Source organism: Rhizobium sp. GN54 (assembly GCF_021026345.1).
Classification (GTDB): domain Bacteria; phylum Pseudomonadota; class Alphaproteobacteria; order Rhizobiales; family Rhizobiaceae; genus Mycoplana.
On record NZ_JAJNCZ010000003.1, the window covers coordinates 352,443 to 372,152 of the forward strand.

Annotated in this window: 17 protein-coding genes; 13 read left to right on the forward strand and 4 right to left on the reverse strand. The window is 67.7% G+C overall.

Annotated elements, in window-relative coordinates; translation table 11 throughout:
• The first annotated feature begins 142 nt into the window (after positions 1-142).
• Complete coding sequence (locus LQK81_RS10905; protein ID WP_230806221.1) at positions 143-1,492, forward strand: glutamine synthetase family protein; 1,350 nt, start codon at positions 143-145, stop codon at positions 1,490-1,492.
• Positions 1,492-2,814: an NAD(P)/FAD-dependent oxidoreductase gene (locus tag LQK81_RS10910; protein WP_230806223.1), complete on the forward strand. Its 1,323-nt coding sequence runs from the start codon at positions 1,492-1,494 to the stop codon at positions 2,812-2,814. Before LQK81_RS10905 ends, LQK81_RS10910 begins: the two co-directional genes overlap by 1 nt.
• Positions 2,815-2,907: 93 nt before the next feature.
• Here LQK81_RS10910 and purU read toward each other — a convergent pair whose 3' ends face one another.
• On the reverse strand, positions 2,908-3,792 hold the full coding sequence (gene purU, locus LQK81_RS10915) for a formyltetrahydrofolate deformylase (RefSeq protein WP_230806225.1): 885 nt from the start codon (positions 3,790-3,792) through the stop codon (positions 2,908-2,910).
• A gap of 271 nt (positions 3,793-4,063) precedes the next feature.
• Between purU and LQK81_RS10920 the strand changes: the two genes are divergently transcribed.
• On the forward strand, positions 4,064-4,651 hold the full coding sequence (locus LQK81_RS10920) for an IMPACT family protein (RefSeq protein ID WP_230806227.1): 588 nt from the start codon (positions 4,064-4,066) through the stop codon (positions 4,649-4,651).
• 23 nt (positions 4,652-4,674) lie between these two features.
• Here LQK81_RS10920 and LQK81_RS10925 read toward each other — a convergent pair whose 3' ends face one another.
• Positions 4,675-5,682 (reverse strand): AraC family transcriptional regulator, encoded by a 1,008-nt coding sequence (locus LQK81_RS10925; RefSeq protein ID WP_230806536.1) that lies wholly within the window; start codon positions 5,680-5,682, stop codon positions 4,675-4,677.
• A gap of 190 nt (positions 5,683-5,872) precedes the next feature.
• Here LQK81_RS10925 and LQK81_RS10930 point away from each other — a divergent pair, with 190 nt between their 5' ends.
• From LQK81_RS10930 to LQK81_RS10975, 10 genes are all read left to right on the forward strand, one after another.
• Positions 5,873-6,640: a 3-hydroxyacyl-CoA dehydrogenase gene (locus LQK81_RS10930; protein WP_230806229.1), complete on the forward strand. Its 768-nt coding sequence runs from the start codon at positions 5,873-5,875 to the stop codon at positions 6,638-6,640.
• 36 nt (positions 6,641-6,676) lie between these two features.
• On the forward strand, positions 6,677-7,864 hold the full coding sequence (locus LQK81_RS10935) for an acetyl-CoA C-acyltransferase (RefSeq protein WP_230806231.1): 1,188 nt from the start codon (positions 6,677-6,679) through the stop codon (positions 7,862-7,864).
• Between the two features lie 34 nt (positions 7,865-7,898).
• Positions 7,899-9,026, forward strand: coding sequence for an acyl-CoA dehydrogenase family protein (locus LQK81_RS10940; protein ID WP_230806233.1), 1,128 nt, complete (start codon positions 7,899-7,901; stop codon positions 9,024-9,026).
• A 246-nt stretch (positions 9,027-9,272) separates the two neighbouring features.
• Positions 9,273-10,505, forward strand: coding sequence for a 3-methyl-2-oxobutanoate dehydrogenase (2-methylpropanoyl-transferring) subunit alpha (locus LQK81_RS10945; protein WP_230806235.1), 1,233 nt, complete (start codon positions 9,273-9,275; stop codon positions 10,503-10,505).
• Between the two features lies 1 nt (position 10,506).
• The gene (locus LQK81_RS10950) at positions 10,507-11,520 is read left to right on the forward strand and encodes an alpha-ketoacid dehydrogenase subunit beta (protein ID WP_230806237.1); all 1,014 of its coding nucleotides are present in this window, start codon (positions 10,507-10,509) and stop codon (positions 11,518-11,520) included.
• A gap of 3 nt (positions 11,521-11,523) precedes the next feature.
• Positions 11,524-12,834: a dihydrolipoamide acetyltransferase family protein gene (locus LQK81_RS10955; RefSeq protein ID WP_230806239.1), complete on the forward strand. Its 1,311-nt coding sequence runs from the start codon at positions 11,524-11,526 to the stop codon at positions 12,832-12,834.
• A gap of 4 nt (positions 12,835-12,838) precedes the next feature.
• The gene (gene lpdA, locus LQK81_RS10960) at positions 12,839-14,236 is read left to right on the forward strand and encodes a dihydrolipoyl dehydrogenase (protein ID WP_230806241.1); all 1,398 of its coding nucleotides are present in this window, start codon (positions 12,839-12,841) and stop codon (positions 14,234-14,236) included.
• Positions 14,220-15,338, forward strand: coding sequence for an enoyl-CoA hydratase/isomerase family protein (locus LQK81_RS10965; protein WP_230806243.1), 1,119 nt, complete (start codon positions 14,220-14,222; stop codon positions 15,336-15,338). Before lpdA ends, LQK81_RS10965 begins: the two co-directional genes overlap by 17 nt.
• Positions 15,335-16,228 (forward strand): 3-hydroxyisobutyrate dehydrogenase, encoded by an 894-nt coding sequence (gene mmsB, locus LQK81_RS10970; protein ID WP_230806245.1) that lies wholly within the window; start codon positions 15,335-15,337, stop codon positions 16,226-16,228. The genes LQK81_RS10965 and mmsB overlap by 4 nt, the downstream gene beginning before the upstream one ends.
• 31 nt (positions 16,229-16,259) lie before the next feature.
• A complete protein-coding gene (locus tag LQK81_RS10975; RefSeq protein ID WP_230806247.1) occupies positions 16,260-17,030 on the forward strand; it encodes an enoyl-CoA hydratase in 771 nt (256 codons plus the stop codon).
• A gap of 48 nt (positions 17,031-17,078) precedes the next feature.
• On the opposite strand, the gene LQK81_RS10980 is transcribed toward LQK81_RS10975, so the two are convergent.
• Together LQK81_RS10980 and LQK81_RS10985 are read right to left on the reverse strand one after the other, a co-directional pair.
• The gene (locus tag LQK81_RS10980; protein ID WP_230806249.1) at positions 17,079-17,243 is read right to left on the reverse strand and encodes a hypothetical protein; all 165 of its coding nucleotides are present in this window, start codon (positions 17,241-17,243) and stop codon (positions 17,079-17,081) included.
• Positions 17,244-17,495: 252 nt separating this feature from the next.
• Positions 17,496-19,709 (reverse strand): xanthine dehydrogenase family protein molybdopterin-binding subunit, encoded by a 2,214-nt coding sequence (locus LQK81_RS10985; protein WP_230806251.1) that lies wholly within the window; start codon positions 19,707-19,709, stop codon positions 17,496-17,498.
• Between the last annotated feature and the right edge of the window lies 1 nt (position 19,710).

A 19,710-nucleotide genomic window follows, 5' to 3' on the forward strand; every position in this document is an offset into this window, starting at 1 on the left:
CACGCCCGGTGCCGATTCGAGTCCCCGCTCCGTTCCGCTCTTACCAGCTTGACCGGAAACAAGAAAGTGTGCATATTTTCAAAATGTGATCACAAAAATCAATATGTGATATTGTAAAAAGACAGAAGAATGCGAGGGGTTCATGTCTGATTTCGAGTCGCAGGACTGGCTTGCGAACGCCGATTCCGTCGAGAGCATCCAGGCCGTCGTCTGCGATCTGAACGGCATCCTTCGTGGCAAGCGCGTGCCGATCGGGCAGGCCAAGAAGGTGCTCGAGGGCGGCATCCGCATGCCGCTGTCCATCGTCGGCGTCGACGTCTGGGGCGAGGACATCGTCGGCTCGTCGCAGGTCTTCGCCAGCGGCGACATGGACGGCATCTGCAGCCCGACCGGGCGCGGCGCCCTGCCGGTCAACTGGACACTCAAACCCAGCGCAGTCGTGCCGCTGTGGCTGTTCAAGGAGACGGGCGAGCCCTTCCTGGCCGATCCGCGCCAGGCGCTCGCCCACATCGTCCGCCAGTACCACGAGCTCGGGCTCAGGCCGGTCGTCGCCTCCGAGATGGAATTCTACCTGATCGATTCCGAGCCGGACCACGCCGAGCCGCCGATCTCGCCCTATACCGGCAAGCGGCTCGATTCCGACGCGATCCTGTCGATCGACGAACTCGACGACTTCGGCCAGTTCTTCTCCGACGTCTATGCCGAGTGCGAGCGCCAGAACGTGCCGGCGGATTCGGCCGTCGCCGAAAACGGCATCGGCCAGTTCGAGATCAACCTGATGCACACCGACGATCCGCTCAAGGCGGCCGACGACGCGCTGTTCTTCAAGCGCATCATCAAGGGCGTGGCGCGCAAGCACGGCTTTGCCGCCACCTTCATGGCCAAGCCCTATGGCCTGCGCTCCGGCAGCGGCATGCACGTCCATTTCAGCCTGGTCGACGAGGACGGCCGCAACGTCTTCGACGACGGCACCGAACTCGGCTCCGACATCATGCGCCATGCGGTCGCCGGGCTCACCCGCGGCATGGCCGAGACGACGCTGCTCTTCGCCCCCCACTACAACTCCTACCGCCGCCTGCGGCCGGACACGCACGCCCCCACCTCGATCACCTGGGGCTACGAGAACCGCACGGCAGCCATCCGCATTCCCGGCGGCAACACCGCCGCGCGCCGCATCGAGCATCGCGTCGCCGGCGCCGACGCCAACCCCTACCTCGTCATGGCGGGCATCCTGGGTGCGGCGCTGACCGGCATCCGCAACAAGTGGGATCCGCCGGCGCCCGTCACCGGCCGCGCCTACCAGGCCAAGGCCACGCGCATCCCCAGCGAATGGGGCTCGGCGGTGACCGCCTTCGAGAACGGCCCGATCGTCTCTGAAATCTTCGATCCCGATTTCCGCTCCATGCTGATCGCCTGCAAGCGGCAGGAGATCGCCGGCTTCGCCGAACAGGTGACCGACTTCGAATTCAGCGCCTATCTGGAAATCGTCTGATGCTCGACACTGTCTCCAAGTCCGCACGATCCTACGCCGGCGACGGCAGCTATCCCGGCAGCTACTATGCCGCCTCCCGCAACATCATCCGCACGCCGAAGGTGCTCGAGGGCGATGTGGAGGCGGACGTCGCCGTGCTCGGCGCCGGCTATTCCGGCCTGTCGACGGCCATCCACCTCGCCGAGAAGGGCTACAAGGTCGTCGTCGTCGAGGGGGCCGGGGTCGGCTGGGGGGCTTCCGGGCGCAACGGCGGCCAGGTCGTCAACGGCCTGAACGCCAGCCTCGACACGATCCGGCGCCGCTACGGCGAGGAAGCCGGCGCCTTCGTCGGCTCGCTCGTGCAGGAGGGCGGCCGCATCATCCGCCGCATCGTCAGCCAGTACGGTATCGAATGCGACCTGAAGGACGGCAATATCTATGCGGCCTATACCAGCGCCCATATGAAGGAACTGGAGCACAAGAAGGCGCTGTGGCAGCGCTACGGCATGGACGACCACGAGCTTCTCGACCGCCAGGCCATCCGCAAGCTCGTGAACACCGACGCCTATGTCGGCGGCATGCTCGACCGCACCGGCGGCCATATGCATCCGCTCAACCTCGTCCTCGGCGAGGCCGCCGCACTGGAGACGCTCGGCGGCACGGTCTACGAACAGTCCCCGGTGACGAGGGTCGAGCACGAGGCCGAGCGGCCGGTGATCCACACCGCCAAGGGCCGGGTGACGGCGAATGTCGCCGTCCTCTGCGGCAACGCCTATCTCGGCAATGTGGTGCCGAAGCTCGTCTCCCGCGTCATGCCGGTCTCCACCCAGATGATCGCCACCGAGCCCCTCGGGGCCGAGCGCGCCGACGCGCTGATCCCGAGCGACATGTGCGTCGAGGACGTGCGCTACATTCTCGACTATTTCCGCCTGTCGGCGGACAAGCGCATGATCTTCGGCGGCGGCACCGTCTATGGCGGCATCGACCCGGCCGACGTCCGCGCCAAGCTGAAGCCCAATCTGGAAAAGGTGTTCCCGTCGCTGAAGGGTGTTGCGATCGACTATGCCTGGAGCGGCAACTTCGCGCTGTCCTTCTCGCGTGTGCCGCAGATGGGCAAGATCGGCAAGGATACCTATTTCGCCCACGGCTACAGCGGCCACGGCGTCACCGGATCACACCTCTTCGGCAAGATCCTGAGCGAGGCGATCCACGGCGATGTCAGCCGATACAGCCAGTTCGAGAGGCTGCCCTGGATCCCCTTCCCCGGCGGCCGCACCTTCCGCGCCCAGTACTCGACCATCGGCTCCTGGTGGTACCAGTTCAAGGATGCCTTCGGCCTCTGAGTCCGGAAGCCACGGCGCCCGCGCATCGGGCAAAAACAGAAGGCCGGCGGAGATCCTCCGCCGGCCTTCTGTCTGTTCCATATCTCGCAGTCCTCAGCCCATCCGCTCGGACTTGTAGGAGCCCGGGCTCGCGGGGAAGACGATCGTCTTGTTGCCGTTCATGAACGCGCGGTGATGGATATGGGCGTGCACGGCGCGGGCGAGAACCTGGCTCTCCACGTCGCGGCCGATCGAGACGTAGTCGTCGGCCGACTGCGCATGGGTGATGCGCGCGACGTCCTGCTCGATGATCGGACCCTCGTCGAGATCCTCGGTGACGTAGTGCGCGGTGGCGCCGATCAGCTTCACGCCGCGCTCGAACGCCTGCTTGTAGGGGTTGGCGCCCTTGAACGACGGCAGGAACGAATGGTGGATGTTGATGATCCGGCCGGACATCTTCTTGCAGACCGCATCGGAGAGAACCTGCATGTAGCGGGCCAGCACGATCAGGTCGGCATCCGACTGCTCGACGATCTCCATCAGCCGCGCCTCGGCCTGCGGCTTGTTCTCCTTCGTCACCTTGATGTGGTGGAAGGGGATGTCGTGGTTGACGATGACCTTCTGGTAATCGAAGTGATTGGAGACGACGCCGACGATGTCGATCGGCAGCGCGCCGATCTTCCAGCGGTAGAGCAGGTCGTTCAGGCAGTGGCCGAAGCGCGAGACCATCAGAAGCACCTTCATCCGCGCTTCGCTGTCGTGCATCTGCCATGTCATGCCGAATGTCTTGGCAACCGGCTCGAAGCCCTCCCTGATGTCGGCCTCGGTGGCGCCTTCCTGGCTGATGAAGGTCAGCCGCATGAAGAACATGTCGGTCTCGAGGTCGTCGAACTGCGACGAATCGACGATGTTGCAACCTTTGTCGGCGAGGTAGCCGGTCACGGCGGCCACGATGCCGCGGGTTGAGACGCAAGATACGGTCAGTACATAGCTCTTCATCGGTTCCACTCTCGCTGTCGATACGCTCGCTCCGGCCGGGCCTCCGCCGTTCGGCGGTTGACGATATCTCAATCGCCGGCGGATTTGGCAAGGCCCGCATGGGAGCGCAAGCTAAGTCGGCCCGGCGATGCGGGCGCATCGGTTCGCGACATCCAGTGGCAGGAAAGAGGCAAGGGCTGGCAAGAACGCCCAGCTTCTGCGACAAGTCCGCATGCCGCAGCCTCGCGCACGTCCGGGGACGCAACATTCCGCCCGAGAACGGTCAAGACCCGTGTTCACCCTGCATGCCACCGCCACCTTCGAACAGGACATCAAGAAGAGCCGGTTCCGCGCCGTGGCCGGCCCGATTGCCGGCGAGCAGGCGGCAAGGGACTTTGCCGCAGCCCATTCCGACCCCGCGGCGAACCACAACTGCTTTGCCTGGCGCATCGGCCAGGTCTATCGCTTCAGCGACGACGGCGAGCCCTCCGGCACCGGCGGCAAGCCGATCCTCCAGGCGATCGACGGCCAGGCGCTCGACGGCGTCGCCGTGGTGGTGACGCGCTGGTTCGGCGGCATCCTGCTCGGCAGCGGCGGCCTGGTGCGCGCCTATGGCGGCACCGCGGCGGCATGCCTGCGCACGATGGACAAGATCGAGCTCGTCGTCCGCGTCGAGGCACGCGTCACCTGCGTCTTCTCCGATCTCGCGCTCGTCAAGGCCCGCCTCGCCTCCGCACCCGGCGTGCGCATCGACAATGAGAGGTTCATCGATACCGGCGCGGAACTCGCCGTGGCGCTTCCGGAAAAGTCGGCGGACACGATCACCCGCATGCTGGTCGATATCACGGCCGGCAGGGCGACCGTCGCGTTCGACGCCTGAACCGGCGGTCGCCTTGCAGAGATCTAGGGCCGGCCGGGTGTCGTTTCGCGGCGATAGGCGGCCGGACTTTTCGAGGTCCACTTGCGGAAGGCGCGGTGGAAGGCGCTGGGCTCGGAAAAGCCGAGCTGCACCGCGATCTCCCCGATCCCGAGCGCGCTCGTCTGCAGCATCTCGATCGCCATCTCCCGGCGGATCTCGTCCTTGATGCCGCCATAGCTCTGCCCCTCCGCCTGCAGCCTGTGCCGCAACGTCGAGGGCGCGATGCGCATCTGCGCGGCAAGTGCTTCGAAACCCGTCCACGACGCCGGCGGCACCTGCCGCAGGCGCCTGCGCACGCCCGCGGCAAGCCCGGCGTCGTAGCGATAGCGAACGAGGATATTGGCCGGGGCGCCGCGCAGGAACTGCTTCAGCGCCTGCTCGCTGCGGGCGACCGGCAGCTTCAGCACGCTGGCGTCGAACGAAAGCCGGCTCGCAGGCTGGGAGAAGCGCACCGGCGCACCGAAGAACAGCCGGTAGTCCGCCGCCTGCCGCGGCTCGGGGCAGCGGAAATCGACGGAGCGGATCGGGATGCGGCGCCCCACCAGCCAGCAGGCAATCCCGTGCAGCAGGATCCAGTAGGTCCGGTAGGCGAAAGCCGAACGCGGCCCGTCGCGATCCGAAAGCGTGACCTGCGCCAGCCCGTCGGCAACATCCAGCCGTCCAGCCGGATCCTCCAGCACCACGTCGAGGAAGCGCAGCGCCCGCCGCAGGGCCTGCTCCAGCGTGCCGGCATGCAGCACGCAATGGCAGAGCAGGGTGAAGCTGCCGCGCCGCATCGGCCGCCCGCCCATGCCGAAGAATTCGTCGTCCACCTCGGCCGCAATCGCAAGCCAGAGCGCGCCGTAGCTTTCCGCCGAGACGGGCGCGTCGATCACGGCCGGCAGGCCGATCGCCGCCAGCAACGGCTCCACCGGACGCCCGGCCCGGCGCAGGCAATCGAGCGCCTCCTCCACGAAGGAGGGCGATATCATCCGCCGCCCGGTTTCCGTCATCGTCATGGGCGCAAGCATATGGTAAAATCGGCCGAAAAATCGAGATGCTTCGGTCATCGCTTGCAATATTCCGCCGGAATAGAATCCGGAAAACGTCGGGTATGCGCCCGGCGGCAATGCAGCGCTGGGAGGACTGCATGGCATATCGCGATCGCCTCGCGGATCTCGTCGGCCTCGTGGGAGCGAAGCCATGCTGATCGGCGGCAAGTCATTCATCGTCACCGGCGGCGGCTCCGGCCTCGGCGCTGCGGTCGCCCGCATGCTGGCGGCCGAGGGCGCCAATGTCGTCATCGCCGACGTCAACGCAGAGGCCGGCACACGGATCGCGGCCGAGCTCGGCGATGCCGCCGTCTTTCTCCGCACCGACGTAACGCAGGAACAGGACGCGCAGGCGGCCGTCGACACGGCGATCGCCCGCTTCGGCCACCTGCACGGCCTGGTCAACTGCGCCGGCGTCGCACCGGGCGAGAAGGTGATCGGCCGCGACGGCCCGCACCGGCTGGACAGCTTCGCCCGCACGCTCGCCATCAACCTCATCGGCACCTTCAACATGATCCGGGTCGCCGCCGCGGCGATCGCAAACGAGGCGCCGGAGCAGGACGGCGAGCGCGGCGTCATCGTCAGCACGGCCTCCGTCGCAGCCTTCGACGGCCAGATCGGCCAGGCGGCCTATGCGGCATCCAAGGGCGGCGTGGCGGCCATGACCCTGCCGATCGCCCGCGAACTCGCCCGCCACGGCATCCGCGTCGTCACCATCGCGCCCGGCATCTTCGAGACGCCGATGATGGCGGGAATGCCGCAGGAGGTGCAGGATGCGCTGGGAAAGAGCGTGCCCTTCCCTCCGCGCCTCGGCCGGCCGCCGGAGTTTGCCGCACTCGCTCGCCACATCTGCGAGAATGTGATGCTCAACGGCGAGGTCATCCGCCTCGACGGTGCGCTGCGCTTGCCGCCGCGCTGAACCATGTCGGCCAAACCAGGCCCGGGAGGAAATGAAATGACGATGGAAGATCCGGTTGTCGTCGTCGGCATGGCGCGGACCCCCATGGGCGGCTTTCAGGGCGACCTGAAGGGCGCCACGGCGCCGCAACTCGGGGCGACCGCGATCCGCGCAGCGCTCGACCGCAGCGGCGTGAACCCCGAAACGGTCGACGAGGTGCTGTTCGGCTGCGTGCTGCCGGCCGGCCAGGGCCAGGCGCCCGCCCGTCAGGCAGCCCTTGGCGCCGGCCTGCCCTTCGGCACGGGTGCCACGACCGTCAACAAGATGTGCGGCTCCGGCATGAAGGCGGTGATGCTCGCCCATGACCTGATCGCCGCGGGCAGCGCCGCAGTCGCCGTCGCCGGCGGCATGGAAAGCATGACGAATGCGCCCTATCTGCTGGATCGTGCCCGCGGCGGCTACCGCCTGGGACACGGCCGGGTCGTCGACCACATGTTCCTCGACGGGCTGGAGGATGCCTATGACAGGGGCCGCCTGATGGGAACGTTTGCCGAAGACTGCGCCGAGGCCTACCAGTTCACCCGCCCCGCGCAGGACGACTACGCCGTCACCTCGCTGACCCGCGCGCAAGCTGCGATCGAGAAGGGCGCCTTCGACGCAGAGATCGCGCCGGTCACGGTGCGGGACGGCAAGAGCGAGCAGGTGGTCGGCCGCGACGAGCAGCCGGGCAAGGCGAGACTGGAGAAGATCCCGACGCTGAAGCCGGCCTTCCGCGAAAACGGGACGGTGACGGCTGCCAATTCCTCGTCCATCTCGGACGGCGCCGCGGCGCTGGTGCTGATGCGGCGCTCGCAGGCCGAGCGGGAAGGCATCGATCCACTGGCGACCATCATCGGCCACGCCACCCATTCGCAGGCGCCGAACCTCTTCGCCACGGCCCCGATCGGCGCGCTGCGCAAGCTTTCGGACCGGACGGGCTGGGAGCTGAAGGACGTCGACCTGTTCGAGGTCAACGAGGCCTTCGCCGTCGTCGCCATGGCGGCGATGCGCGACCTCGACCTGCCGCACGACAAGGTCAACGTCCACGGCGGCGCCTGCGCGCTCGGCCACCCGATCGGCGCATCCGGCGCCCGCGTCATCGTCACCCTGCTCTCGGCGCTCGAGCGCTACGGCATGAAGCGCGGCATGGCGACGCTGTGCATCGGCGGCGGCGAGGCGACCGCGCTCGCAGTCGAAATGCACTGAGCGGCTTCAACGGTTTCGGGGAGGAGACCGGCGCATGATCCTGAACGAAGAGCAGATCCAGATCCGCGACATGGCGCGCGACTTCGCCCGCGAGCGGCTCGTGCCGGGGGCGGCCGAACGCGACGCCGAGAGCCGCTTTCCCCGCGAGGAACTGCGCGAGATGGGCGAACTCGGCTTCCTCGGCATGCTGGTGCCGGAGACCTATGGCGGGTCGGAGACCGGAACGGTCGCCTATGCCGTGGCGCTGGAGGAGATCGCCGCCGGCGACGGACCCTGCTCGACCATCATGAGCGTGCACAGCTCGGTCGGCTGCGTGCCGGTCCTCAGATACGGCACGGAGGAGCAGAAGCAGCGCTTCCTGCCGAAGCTGGCATCCGGCGAATGGATCGGCGGCTTCGCGCTGACCGAGCCGCAGGCCGGCTCCGACGCCTCGAACCTGAAGACCCGCGCCCGCCGCGACGGCGAGCACTACGTCATCGACGGCGCCAAGCAATTCATCACCTCGGGCAAGAACGGCAACGTCGTCATCGTCTTCGCCGTCACCGATCCGGATGCCGGCAAGAAGGGCATCTCCGCCTTCATCGTCTCCACCGACACGCCCGGCTACGAGGTCGTGCGGGTGGAACAGAAGCTCGGGCTCCATTCCTCCGACACCTGCCAGATCGCCTTCAACGCGATGCGCATCCCCGCCGATCTCCGCCTCGGCGGCGAGGGCGAAGGCTACCGGATCGCACTGTCGAACCTGGAGGGCGGGCGCATCGGCATTGCCGCGCAGGCCGTCGGCATGGCGCGCTCGGCCTTCGAGGCGGCACGCGACTATGCCCGCGAGCGCACGGCCTTCGGCACGCCGATCGTCGAGCACCAGGCCGTCGCCTTCCGCCTCGCCGACATGGCGACCCGGATCGAGGTCGCCCGCCAGATGGTCCTGCACGCGGCGCAACTGAAGGAAGCGGGGCAACCCTGCCTCACCGAGGCCTCGATGGCGAAGCTCTTCGCCTCCGAAATGGCCGAGAAGGTCTGCTCGGACGCGATCCAGATCCACGGCGGCTACGGCTACATGGCCGACTATCCGGTCGAGCGCATCTACCGCGACGTCCGGATCTGCCAGATCTACGAGGGAACCAGCGACGTCCAGCGCATCGTCATTGCCCGGAACCTGTAAGGAACACCGCTTGTTGACTGTGTTGAAGCGCCTCGACGCCCCCCTCATCCGCCCTTCGGGCACCTTCTCCCCGCTGGGGAGAAGAGGACATTTTCGGCACCTTTCGATCTATCCGGACAAAGAGCCGAAGCTCTGTGACAGTGGCTTGGAAACGCAGTGCCAGCCGCATGCTCCCTCTTCTCCCCCGCGGGGAGAAGGTGCCCGAAGGGCGGATGAGGGGGCTTTCGCCAACCTACGGGAGCACGCATGACTGACATCCATCCCCTGAGCCTGCATGTGCCCGAACCCGCCGTCCGGCCGGGCGGCCAACCGGACTTTTCCACCGTCAAGATAGCGAAGGCGGGCTCCGTGCCGCGGCCTCCCGTCGATGTGGCGCCGGAAGAGATCCGTGACCTTGCTTACTCCATCATTCGCGTGCTGAACCGTGACGGCGAGGCGGTCGGGCCCTGGGCCGGGCTGCTCTCCGACGAGGAGCTTCTGGCCGGCCTGCGCAACATGATGAAGCTGCGCGCCTTCGACGCCCGCATGCTGATGGCGCAGCGGCAGGGCAAAACCTCGTTCTACATGCAGCACCTCGGCGAGGAGGCCGTCAGTTGCGCCTTCCGCAAGGCGCTCGCCAAGGGCGACATGAACTTTCCGACCTACCGGCAGGCAGGGCTCCTGATCGCCGACGACTATCCGATGGTCGAGATGATGAACCAGATCTACTCGAACGAGGCCGATCCGCTGCGCGGCCGGCAGTTGCCGATCATGTATTCGTCGAAGGAGCACGGCTTCTTCACCATCTCCGGCAACCTCGCCACACAATATGTGCAGGCCGTCGGATGGGCGATGGCGTCGGCCATCAGGAACGATACGAAGATCGCCGCCGCCTGGATCGGCGACGGCTCGACCGCCGAATCCGATTTCCATTCGGCGCTAGTCTTCGCCTCCACCTACAAGGCGCCTGTCATCCTCAATATCGTCAACAACCAGTGGGCCATCTCCACCTTCCAGGGCATCGCCCGCGGTGGCTCGGGCACGTTCGCCGCCCGCGGCCTCGGCTTCGGCATCCCCGCCCTGCGCGTCGACGGCAACGACTACCTCGCCGTCTACGCGGTGGCCAGATGGGCGGCCGAGCGCGCGCGGCAGAACCTCGGCCCGACGCTGATCGAATACGTCACCTATCGCGTCGGCGCGCATTCCACCTCGGACGATCCGAGCGCCTACCGTCCCAAGACCGAATCGGAAGCCTGGCCGCTGGGCGACCCGGTCCTGCGGCTGAAGAAGCACCTGATCGTCCGCGGCGTCTGGTCGGAGGAGCGCCATGCCCAGAGCGAGGCCGAGATCCTCGACGAGGTGATCCAGGCGCAGAAGGAGGCCGAGAGCCACGGCACGCTGCATGCGGGCGGCAAGCCGTCCGTGCGCGACATCTTCGAGGGCGTCTATGCGGAAATGCCCGCCCATATCCGCCGCCAGCGGCAGAAGGCAGGGTACTGACATGGCAAGAATGACGATGATCGAGGCCGTCCGCAGCGCGATGGACGTATCGATGGGGCGCGACGACAACGTCGTCGTCTTCGGCGAGGACGTCGGCTATTTCGGCGGCGTCTTCCGCTGCACCCAGGGCCTGCAGGCGAAATACGGCAAGACCCGCTGCTTCGACGCGCCGATCAACGAATCCGGCATCCTCGGAACGGCGATCGGCATGGCGGCTTACGGCCTGAAGCCCTGCATCGAGATCCAGTTCGCCGACTACATGTACCCGGCCTACGACCAGATCACCCAGGAGGCCGCCCGCATCCGCTATCGCTCCAATGGCGACTTCACCTGCCCGATCGTCGTGCGCATGCCGACCGGCGGCGGCATCTTCGGCGGCCAGACGCACAGCCAGAGCCCCGAGGCGCTGTTCACCCATGTCTGCGGCCTGAAGGTGATCGTCCCCTCCAATCCCTACGACGCCAAGGGCCTGCTCATCGCCGCGATCGAGGATCCAGACCCGGTGATGTTCCTGGAACCGAAGCGGCTCTATAACGGCCCCTTCGACGGCCATCACGAAAGGCCCGTCACCCCGTGGTCGAAGCACGACCTCGGCGAGGTTCCCGACGGCCATTACACCATTCCGATCGGCAAAGCCGAGGTGCGCAGGCCGGGCGAGGCCGTCACCGTGATCGCCTACGGCACCATGGTCCACGTCGCGCTCGCCGCGGCCGAGGAGACCGGAATCGACGCCGAGGTGATCGACCTGCGCAGCCTCCTGCCGCTCGACCTCGACACGATCGTCCAGTCGGTCAAGAAGACAGGCCGCTGCGTCGTCGTCCACGAGGCGACGCTGACCTCCGGCTTCGGTGGCGAGGTGGCAGCGCTGGTCCAGGAACACTGCTTCTACAATCTCGAGGCACCCGTCGTGCGCGTCACCGGCTGGGACACGCCCTATCCGCATGCGCAGGAATGGGACTATTTCCCCGGCCCCGCCCGCGTCGGTCGCGCGCTGAAAGAAGTGATGGAGGGCTGAGGGATGGGTGAATTCATCATCAAGATGCCGGACGTGGGCGAAGGCGTCGCCGAGGCCGAGCTGGTGGAATGGCACGTCAAGCCGGGCGACCCGGTGCGCGAGGACATGGTGCTCGCCGCCGTCATGACCGACAAGGCCACCGTCGAGATCCCCTCGCCGGTCGAAGGCACCGTGCTCTGGCTCGGCGCCGAAGTCGGCGACACCGTCGCCGTCAAGGCGCCGTTGCTGCGGATCGAGATCGCCGGCGAGGGCGAACCGGTGGCGGCGGAAGTCCCGGCAGCGACCGAACCTGCCCCGAAGGCCGAGGCGAGGGAGCGGGCGAGCGCCGAGCCCATCAAGCAACAGCCGGCAGCAGTTGCACCGGCCAGTGCGGCCCCCACGGAGACCATGGCGCCGGAAGCGCGCAAGCCCACCGAGCGTCCCGTCCCGCGCGAGCCCGCGGAACGGCCGCTGGCCTCGCCCGCCGTCCGGCTCCGCGCCCAGGAGGCCGGCATCGACCTGCGCCAGGTGACGGGCACCGGGCCCGCAGGCCGCATCGGCCACGACGACCTCGACCAGTTCCTCGCCCGCGGCGCCCAGCCCGCCATAGCCCCGGCCGGCCTTGCCCGGAAGACGGCGACCGAGGAGATCAAGGTCACCGGCATGCGCCGCCGGATCGCCGAGAAGATGCGGCTCTCCGCCTCGCGCATCCCCCACATCACCTATGTCGAGGAGGTGGACGTCACCGACCTGGAGGACCTGCGGGCGACGATGAACGAGGCCCGCAAGCCCGACCAGCCCAAGCTGACGATCCTGCCCTTCCTGATGCGGGCGATGGTCCGGACGCTCGCCGAGCAGCCGGACGTCAACGCCACCTTCGACGACGACGCCGGCATCGTCACCCGCTACGGTGCCGTCCACATCGGCATCGCCACCCAGACGCCGGCGGGCCTCATCGTCCCGGTCGTGCGCCATGCCGAGGCGCGTTCGATCTGGGACAGCGCCATTGAACTGACGCGGCTCGCCGAGGCGGCCCGCAACGGCACGGCCGCGCGTGAGGAACTGTCCGGCTCGACCATCACCATAACCTCGCTCGGCGCGCTCGGCGGCATCGTCACCACGCCGATCATCAACCATCCGGAAGTGGCGATCGTCGGCGTCAACAAGATCGCCGTCCGGCCCGTCTGGGACGGAACGCAATTCGTTCCGCGCAAGATCATGAACCTCTCGTCCAGCTTCGACCACCGGATCGTCGACGGATGGAACGCGGCGATCTTCGTCCAGCGGATCAAGACGCTGCTCGAAACCCCCGCCCTGATCTTCATCGAAGGCTGATCGAATGAAAGAGATCGTCTGCAAGCTTCTCGTCATCGGCGCCGGCCCCGGCGGCTATATTTGCGCCATCCGCGCCGGCCAGCTCGGTGTCGACACCGTCATCGTCGAGGCCGTCAAGGCCGGCGGCACCTGCCTCAATATCGGCTGCATCCCCTCCAAGGCGCTGATCCATGCCGCCGAGGAATTCGACAGGGTTCGCCACATGAGCTCGGCCTCGGACGCGCTGGGCATTTCCGTCGAACAGCCGAGGCTCGACCTCGCCCAGACGGTGCGCTGGAAGGACGGCATTGTCGGCCGCTTGAACAGCGGCGTGCTGGGGCTGCTGCGCAAGGCCAGGGTCAAGATCGTGCACGGCCCCGCGCGCTTCCGCGACGGCAAGACGGTCGAGGTCGAGACGGAAACCGGCACGCAGGTCATCCGCGCCGAGACCGTCGTCATCGCCACCGGCTCCGAACCGGTCGAACTGCCGTTCCTGCCCTTCGGCGGGCCGGTGATCTCGTCCACCGAGGCCCTGTCGCTGGCCTCCGTGCCGAAGCGGCTCGTAGTCGTCGGCGGCGGCTATATCGGCCTGGAGCTCGGCACCGCCTTCGCCAAGATGGGCAGCGAAGTGACCGTGGTCGAGGCGACGCCGCAGATCCTGCCGCAATACGACGCCGAGCTGGTCAAGCCGGTGGCAAGGCGTCTTGCCGAGCTCGGCGTGCAGGTCCTGACCGACACGAAGGCGAAAGGGCTCTCCAGCCAGGGCGACGGTCTCCTGATCGAGACCGCCGACGGCAAGGAACAGGCGCTGCCCGCCGACAGGATCCTCGTCACCGTCGGCCGCAGGCCGCGCACCGAGGGCTGGGGGCTCGAGGAACTCGACCTTGAACGCTCCGGACGCTTCATCCGCATCGACGACCGCTGCCGCACCTCCATGCGAGGCATCCATGCGATCGGCGACGTCACCGGCGAACCGATGCTCGCCCATCGGGCGATGGCGCAGGGCGAGATGGTCGCCGAGATCGTCGCCGGCCGCAAGCGCGCGTGGGACAAGCGCTCGATCCCCGCCGTCTGCTTCACCGATCCGGAAATCGTCACGGCCGGCCTGTCGCCGGACGAGGCCCGCGCCCAGGGCTACGAGGTGCGCATCGGCCAGTTTCCCTTCAGCGCCAACGGCCGCGCCATGACCACCCAGTCGGAGGACGGTTTCGTGCGCGTCGTCGCCCGCGCCGATACCAACCTGGTGCTCGGCCTGCAGGCCGTCGGCGCCGGCATCTCCGAGCTCTCCAGCACGTTTTCGCTGGCGCTCGAGATGGGCGCCCGGCTTGAGGATATCGCCGGCACCATCCACGCCCACCCGACCCGCAGCGAAGGCTTGCAGGAAGCCGCATTGAAGGCGCTTGGCCATGCCCTCCACATCTGACCCCGCAACCACGGCCGCGGCTGCGGCGGAGATCCAGACGCTGGTCGAGCGGACCGGCGCGCTCGGTCGAATCCGGCTCAACAGGCCGAAGGCGCTGAACAGCCTGACGCTGGCGATGGTGCGCGACATCGAGCGCGCGCTGGACGACTTCGAGGACGACCCGAAGATCGCAGCCGTGCTGGTCACCGGCGAGGGCGAGCGCGGGCTCTGCGCCGGCGGCGACATCCGCATGATCTACGAAGGCGGCAAGGCCGGCTCGGACGCACCAGTGACCTTCTGGCGCGAGGAATACCGCATGAACGCCCGGCTCGCGCGTCTGCGCAAGCCCTATGTGGCCTTCATGGACGGGATCGTCATGGGCGGCGGCGCCGGCGTCTCGGTCCACGGCAGCCACCGCATCGTCACCGAGCGGACCCGGCTCGCCATGCCTGAGACCGGCATCGGCTTCTTTCCCGATGTCGGCGCCTCGTGGTTCCTGACGCGCAGGAAAGGCGAACTCGGCACCTATGCGGCCCTGACCGGGACACAGCTCTTAGCCGGCGACGCGATCGCCTTCGGCCTTGCCGACCATTGCCTTCCCGCCGCCGGGCTTCCGGCGCTGGTGGACGCGCTGGCGAGCCTTCTGGCCCAGGCCTCGCGGGCAAACGCGTCGGCGGCCATTGCCGCCCTCGCCGTGCCTCCGCCGGATGCCGCCGTCGCACGACAGAAGCCGGCCATCGACCGGCTCTTCGCCTTCGACACGATGGAGGACATCATCCGGGCCTTGCAGCAAGACGGCACGCCTTTTGCGATGGAGACGCTTGCCGCCCTGCAGGCGAGGTCGCCGCTGAGCCTGAAGGTCACGCTGCGTCTGTTGCGTCTCGGTCGCGCGGCACCGTCGCTGGAGGCCTGCCTCGAAAACGAGTTCGCCGCCACCGCGGCCGTCCTGAAGAGCCATGATTTCTACGAGGGCGTGCGCGCCGCCGTGATCGACAAGGATCGCAATCCGCAATGGCGCCCGGCACGGCTCGCCGACGTTACCGACGCGGACGTCGCCGCGTTCTTCAAGCCCCCGGTCGACCCGCTGTTTCCGGACGCATCCGGGAAAGGAGAGCGCGCATGACCTCCGTCGCATTCATCGGCCTCGGCCACATGGGCGGGCCCATGGCCGCGAACCTGGCGAAGGCGGGCCACGACGTCCGCGGCTTCGACCTTTCGGCCCCTTCGCTGGAACTCGCCCGGCAGAACGGCATCGCCACCTTCCCCTCCCTTGCCGAGACGGTCTCCGGGGCCGGCACGGTCATCACCATGCTCCCGGCCGGCAAGCATGTCCTCTCGGTCTGGCAGGAACTCGTAGAGACGGTGCCAACCGGCACGCGCCTCATCGACTGCTCGACGATCGACATCGACAGCGCCGGAAAGGCCCATGCGCTTGCGGCCGCGAAAGGCTGCCCGGCGCTCGATGCCCCGGTCTCGGGCGGCACCGGCGGGGCCACGGCGGGCACGCTCACCTTCATGGTCGGCGGCGCGGCCGAGGTCTTTGCCGACGCGGAACCCCTCTTCAAGGCGATGGGCAGCAGGATCATCCACTGCGGCGCCGCCACGGCCGGCCAGGCGGCGAAGATCTGCAACAACATGATCCTCGGCATCAGCATGATCGCCGTCGGCGAGGCGTTCGTGCTCGGCGAAAAACTGGGCCTCACCCATCAGGCGCTCTACGACGTCGCCTCCGTCTCCTCCGGACAGTGCTGGTCGCTGACGACCTATTGCCCGGTGCCCGGCCCGGTGCCGGCATCGCCCGCAAACCGCGGCTACGAGCCCGGCTTCGCCGCGGCGCTGATGCTGAAGGACCTGAAGCTGTCGCAGGCCGCAGCCGAGGACACCGGTGCCATGACCCCGCTCGGCGCCAAGGCCGCGCGCCTCTACCAGCTCTTCGCCGACGAGGGTTTCGCGGAGAAGGATTTCTCTGGCATCATCAACATGTTGCGCGATAAGTCCGCGCCGGGCGCCTGACTGGCGCGACTAGGGAAACAGGAGAACGCCTTTGGAAAAGCCGATCATCGTCGAACGTCAGGGCCGCGTCGTCGTCGTCACGCTGAACCGGCCGGCCGCGCGCAACGCGCTCAATTCCGAGATCATGCTGGCGCTCGGCGGCGAGCTTGCCCCGCTCGACCGCGATCCTGGCGTCGGCTGCTTCGTCATCACCGGCTCGGACAAGGCGTTTGCCGCCGGGGCCGATATCAAGGAGATGGCGGAGAAGTCGTTCTCGGAAATGTACAACGACGATTTCTTCGCCGGCTGGGAGCGTTTTGCCGCCCTGCGCACGCCGAAGATCGCCGCCGTCTCCGGCTACGCGCTCGGCGGCGGCTGCGAGCTCGCGATGATGTGCGACATGATCTTCGCCGCCGAAACGGCCGTGTTCGGCCAGCCCGAGATCAAGCTGGGCGTCATCCCCGGCATGGGCGGCTCGCAGCGCCTGACCAGGCTCGTCGGCAAGGCCAAGGCCATGGACCTGATCCTCACCGGCCGGATGATGGACGCGACCGAGGCCGAACGCTGCGGCCTGGTCGCCCGCGTCGTTCCCGCCGAACGGCTGATGGCGGAGGCGCTTCAGGCAGCCGAAACCATAGCCGGCTATGGAAAGGCCGCGACGACGGCGGCCCGCGAAGCGGTCGACCGGGCGCTGGAGCTGGGCCTGCGCGAAGGCATCCTGTTCGAGCGCCGGCTGTTTCACTCGCTGTTCGCCACCGCCGACCAGAAGGAAGGCATGGCAGCCTTCGTCGAGAAGCGGAGCCCGAATTTCGAGGGCAAATGACGGATCCGGCCCGGTGGGACGAACCCCATCGGGTCACGGGCCCTGCAATCAGTGCCGGGTCTCGGCCGGCATCTGCTCGCCGAGGAAGCGATGGGCTTCGCGCAGCGCGCTGACGAGCATGTCGGTCAGGACCTCACCGTTGCCGCCTTCGAGAAACCGCGCAATCGTCTCCTCGCTGATCTCTCCGTTGCCGTGTCCGTCGTCCGACGTCATGTCGTTCTCCCCTCTTCCCGCGGCACCTAGGACGGTCGCGGGTCATTTCAATGCCTGGCCTGCATCGGGACGCGTCATCGACGACGCAATCGCGGCAGGACCGTATCGAGGGGAGATAGGAAGCGAGGCTTGCGCTGGGCTGTCCATCGGGACAGGCGGGCGAAGCGGATCCGGCTGGCCCGACGGGTCGGGCGGGGCCGTCGAACATCATGAAGCCCGGCCGGCAACGGCGGCCGGCCGGGCATTCGTCGATCAGACGTTCAGCGCCTTGGCGAAGGGCATGACGCGGATCCTTTTGCCGAGCGCGCGGTAGGCGGCATTCGCCACCGCCGGGCCGGTCGGCGGAACGCCGGGCTCGCCGATGCCGGACGGAGGATTGGCGGAGGCCAGGATATGGACCTCCACCGTCGGCATCGCATCGATCCTGAGCGGCGTGTAGGTGTCGAAGTTGCCCTGGTCGACCTCGCCCCCGGTCAGGGTGATCTCCTCGCCGAGGATCGAGCCGAGGCCGAAGCCGATGCCGCCCTCGACCTGGGAACGGACCTGGTCGGGATTGACCGCCAGGCCGCAGTCCACCGCGGCGACGATGCGCTCGACCTTGATCCCGCCGCTGCCGTCCGCCGTAACCTCGGCCACCTGCGCCACCACCGAGCCGAAGCTCTCGGCCACGGAGACCCCACGGAAGCGGCCCTCAGGCAGCGGCTGGTCCCAGCCGGCCTTCTCGGCCACGAGCTTGAGCACCACCGCATGGCGCGAATCCGGCTCCAGCATCGATAGCCGGAACTCGACTGGATCACGCCCCGCCGCCTCGGCCACCTCGTCGAGGAACACCTCGGCCGCGAATGCGGTGTGGGTCGAACCCACCGAACGCCACCACAGAACTGGAACGCCGACCTCGGTCGTCGTCAGGCCCACCTTCTGGTTGGGAATGGCATAGGGCAGGTTGCTTGCCCCCTCCACCGAGGTCGGATCGACGCCGTTCTGGATCGAGCCCTCGAAGGCGGTCTTCGACATGATCGACTGGCCGACTACATGGTTCTCCCAGGCGACGAGCTTGCCGTCCGCATCGAGACCGGCCTTGACGCGGTGGACATAGGCCGGCCGGTAGCGCCCGGCGCGCATGTCGTCCTCGCGGGTCCACTGCACCTTCACCGGCGCCCGGAAGCCGATCGCCTTGGCCACATGCACGGCCTCGGCCACGATGTCGCCGTCGAACGTGGCCCGGCGGCCGAAGCTGCCGCCCGCCTTCATGACGTGGAGGTGCACCTTGTCCACGGCAACGCCGGCGATCTGGCTGGCGATCTGCTGCTGGACGTCCGGGAACTGCAGTCCGCCCCAGACCTCCAGCGTACCGTCCTCGTTCATCCGCGCCACCGCGTTGAGCGGTTCCATCGGCGCATGCGCCAGATAGGGGAACTCGAAGCTTGCCTCGAGCACCTTGGCGGCCGATTGAAAGCCCGTCTCGACGTTGCCGTCGTTGCGGGCCGTGGCGACGGGCGGCTTGCCGGCGAGATCGCGATAGGTCGCCATCAGGTCGGTCGTGCTGCGTTTTTCGGCAGCGGTGTCATCCCATTCGACGGTCACCGCATCGCGGCCCTTGATCGCGGCCCACATGGTGTCGCCGACCACGGCGACGCCGCGGGGCGTCTCGACGACGTCGACCACGCCCTTGACCTTCTTCGCCTCCGCGGCGTCGAACGACTTCACCGTCGCGCCGAAGAGCGGCGGATGGATCATCACGGCCGTCAGCAGACCCGGCAGTTTCACGTCGATCGTGTACTGCTGCGTTCCGTTGGCCTTTCTGGCGCTGTCGAAGCGCTTCAGCTTCTCGTTGCCGATCAGCGTCCACTCGGCCGGCTGCTTCAGCGTCACCTCGGCCGGAGCCGGCAGGGCCGCGGCCTTGGCGGCGAAGACCCCGAAGTGCCCGCTCTTTCCGGACGGATGCGACAGCACGCCGTTCTCGACGGTGATCTCCGCTGCGTTCACGCCCCACTCGGCGGCACCTGCCGCGACCAGCATGGCGCGGGCGGCGGCACCCGCCTTGCGGTAACGCTCCCACGAGGTCGTCATCGAGGTGGAGCCGCCAGTCCCCTGGATCGCCCCGCCGAAGGCGAGGTTGCCGTAGACCTTGACGTTTCCGGCCGCGCCGACCACGTCGATCGTCGCCCAGTCGGCGCCGAGTTCCTCGGCCACCAGTGTCGCGAGGCCGTTATAGGAGCCCTGCCCCATCTCGAACTGCGACGACAGGACCGTCACCTTGCCCTCGCCGTCGATGACGACATAGGGAGAGAAGCTGTGCTGCCCGTCACCGGCCGTCTCGCTCGCGAGCGCCGGCGCCGCGGTGACGACGTTGAAGCCGACCGCAAGGCCGCCGCCGACGGCGAGCGCGCCCAGCAGGAACTGGCGGCGGGACGCCTGGGGCTGCGCCATCGGCAGGGGAATCAATTGCATCATTTTAGGCAACATC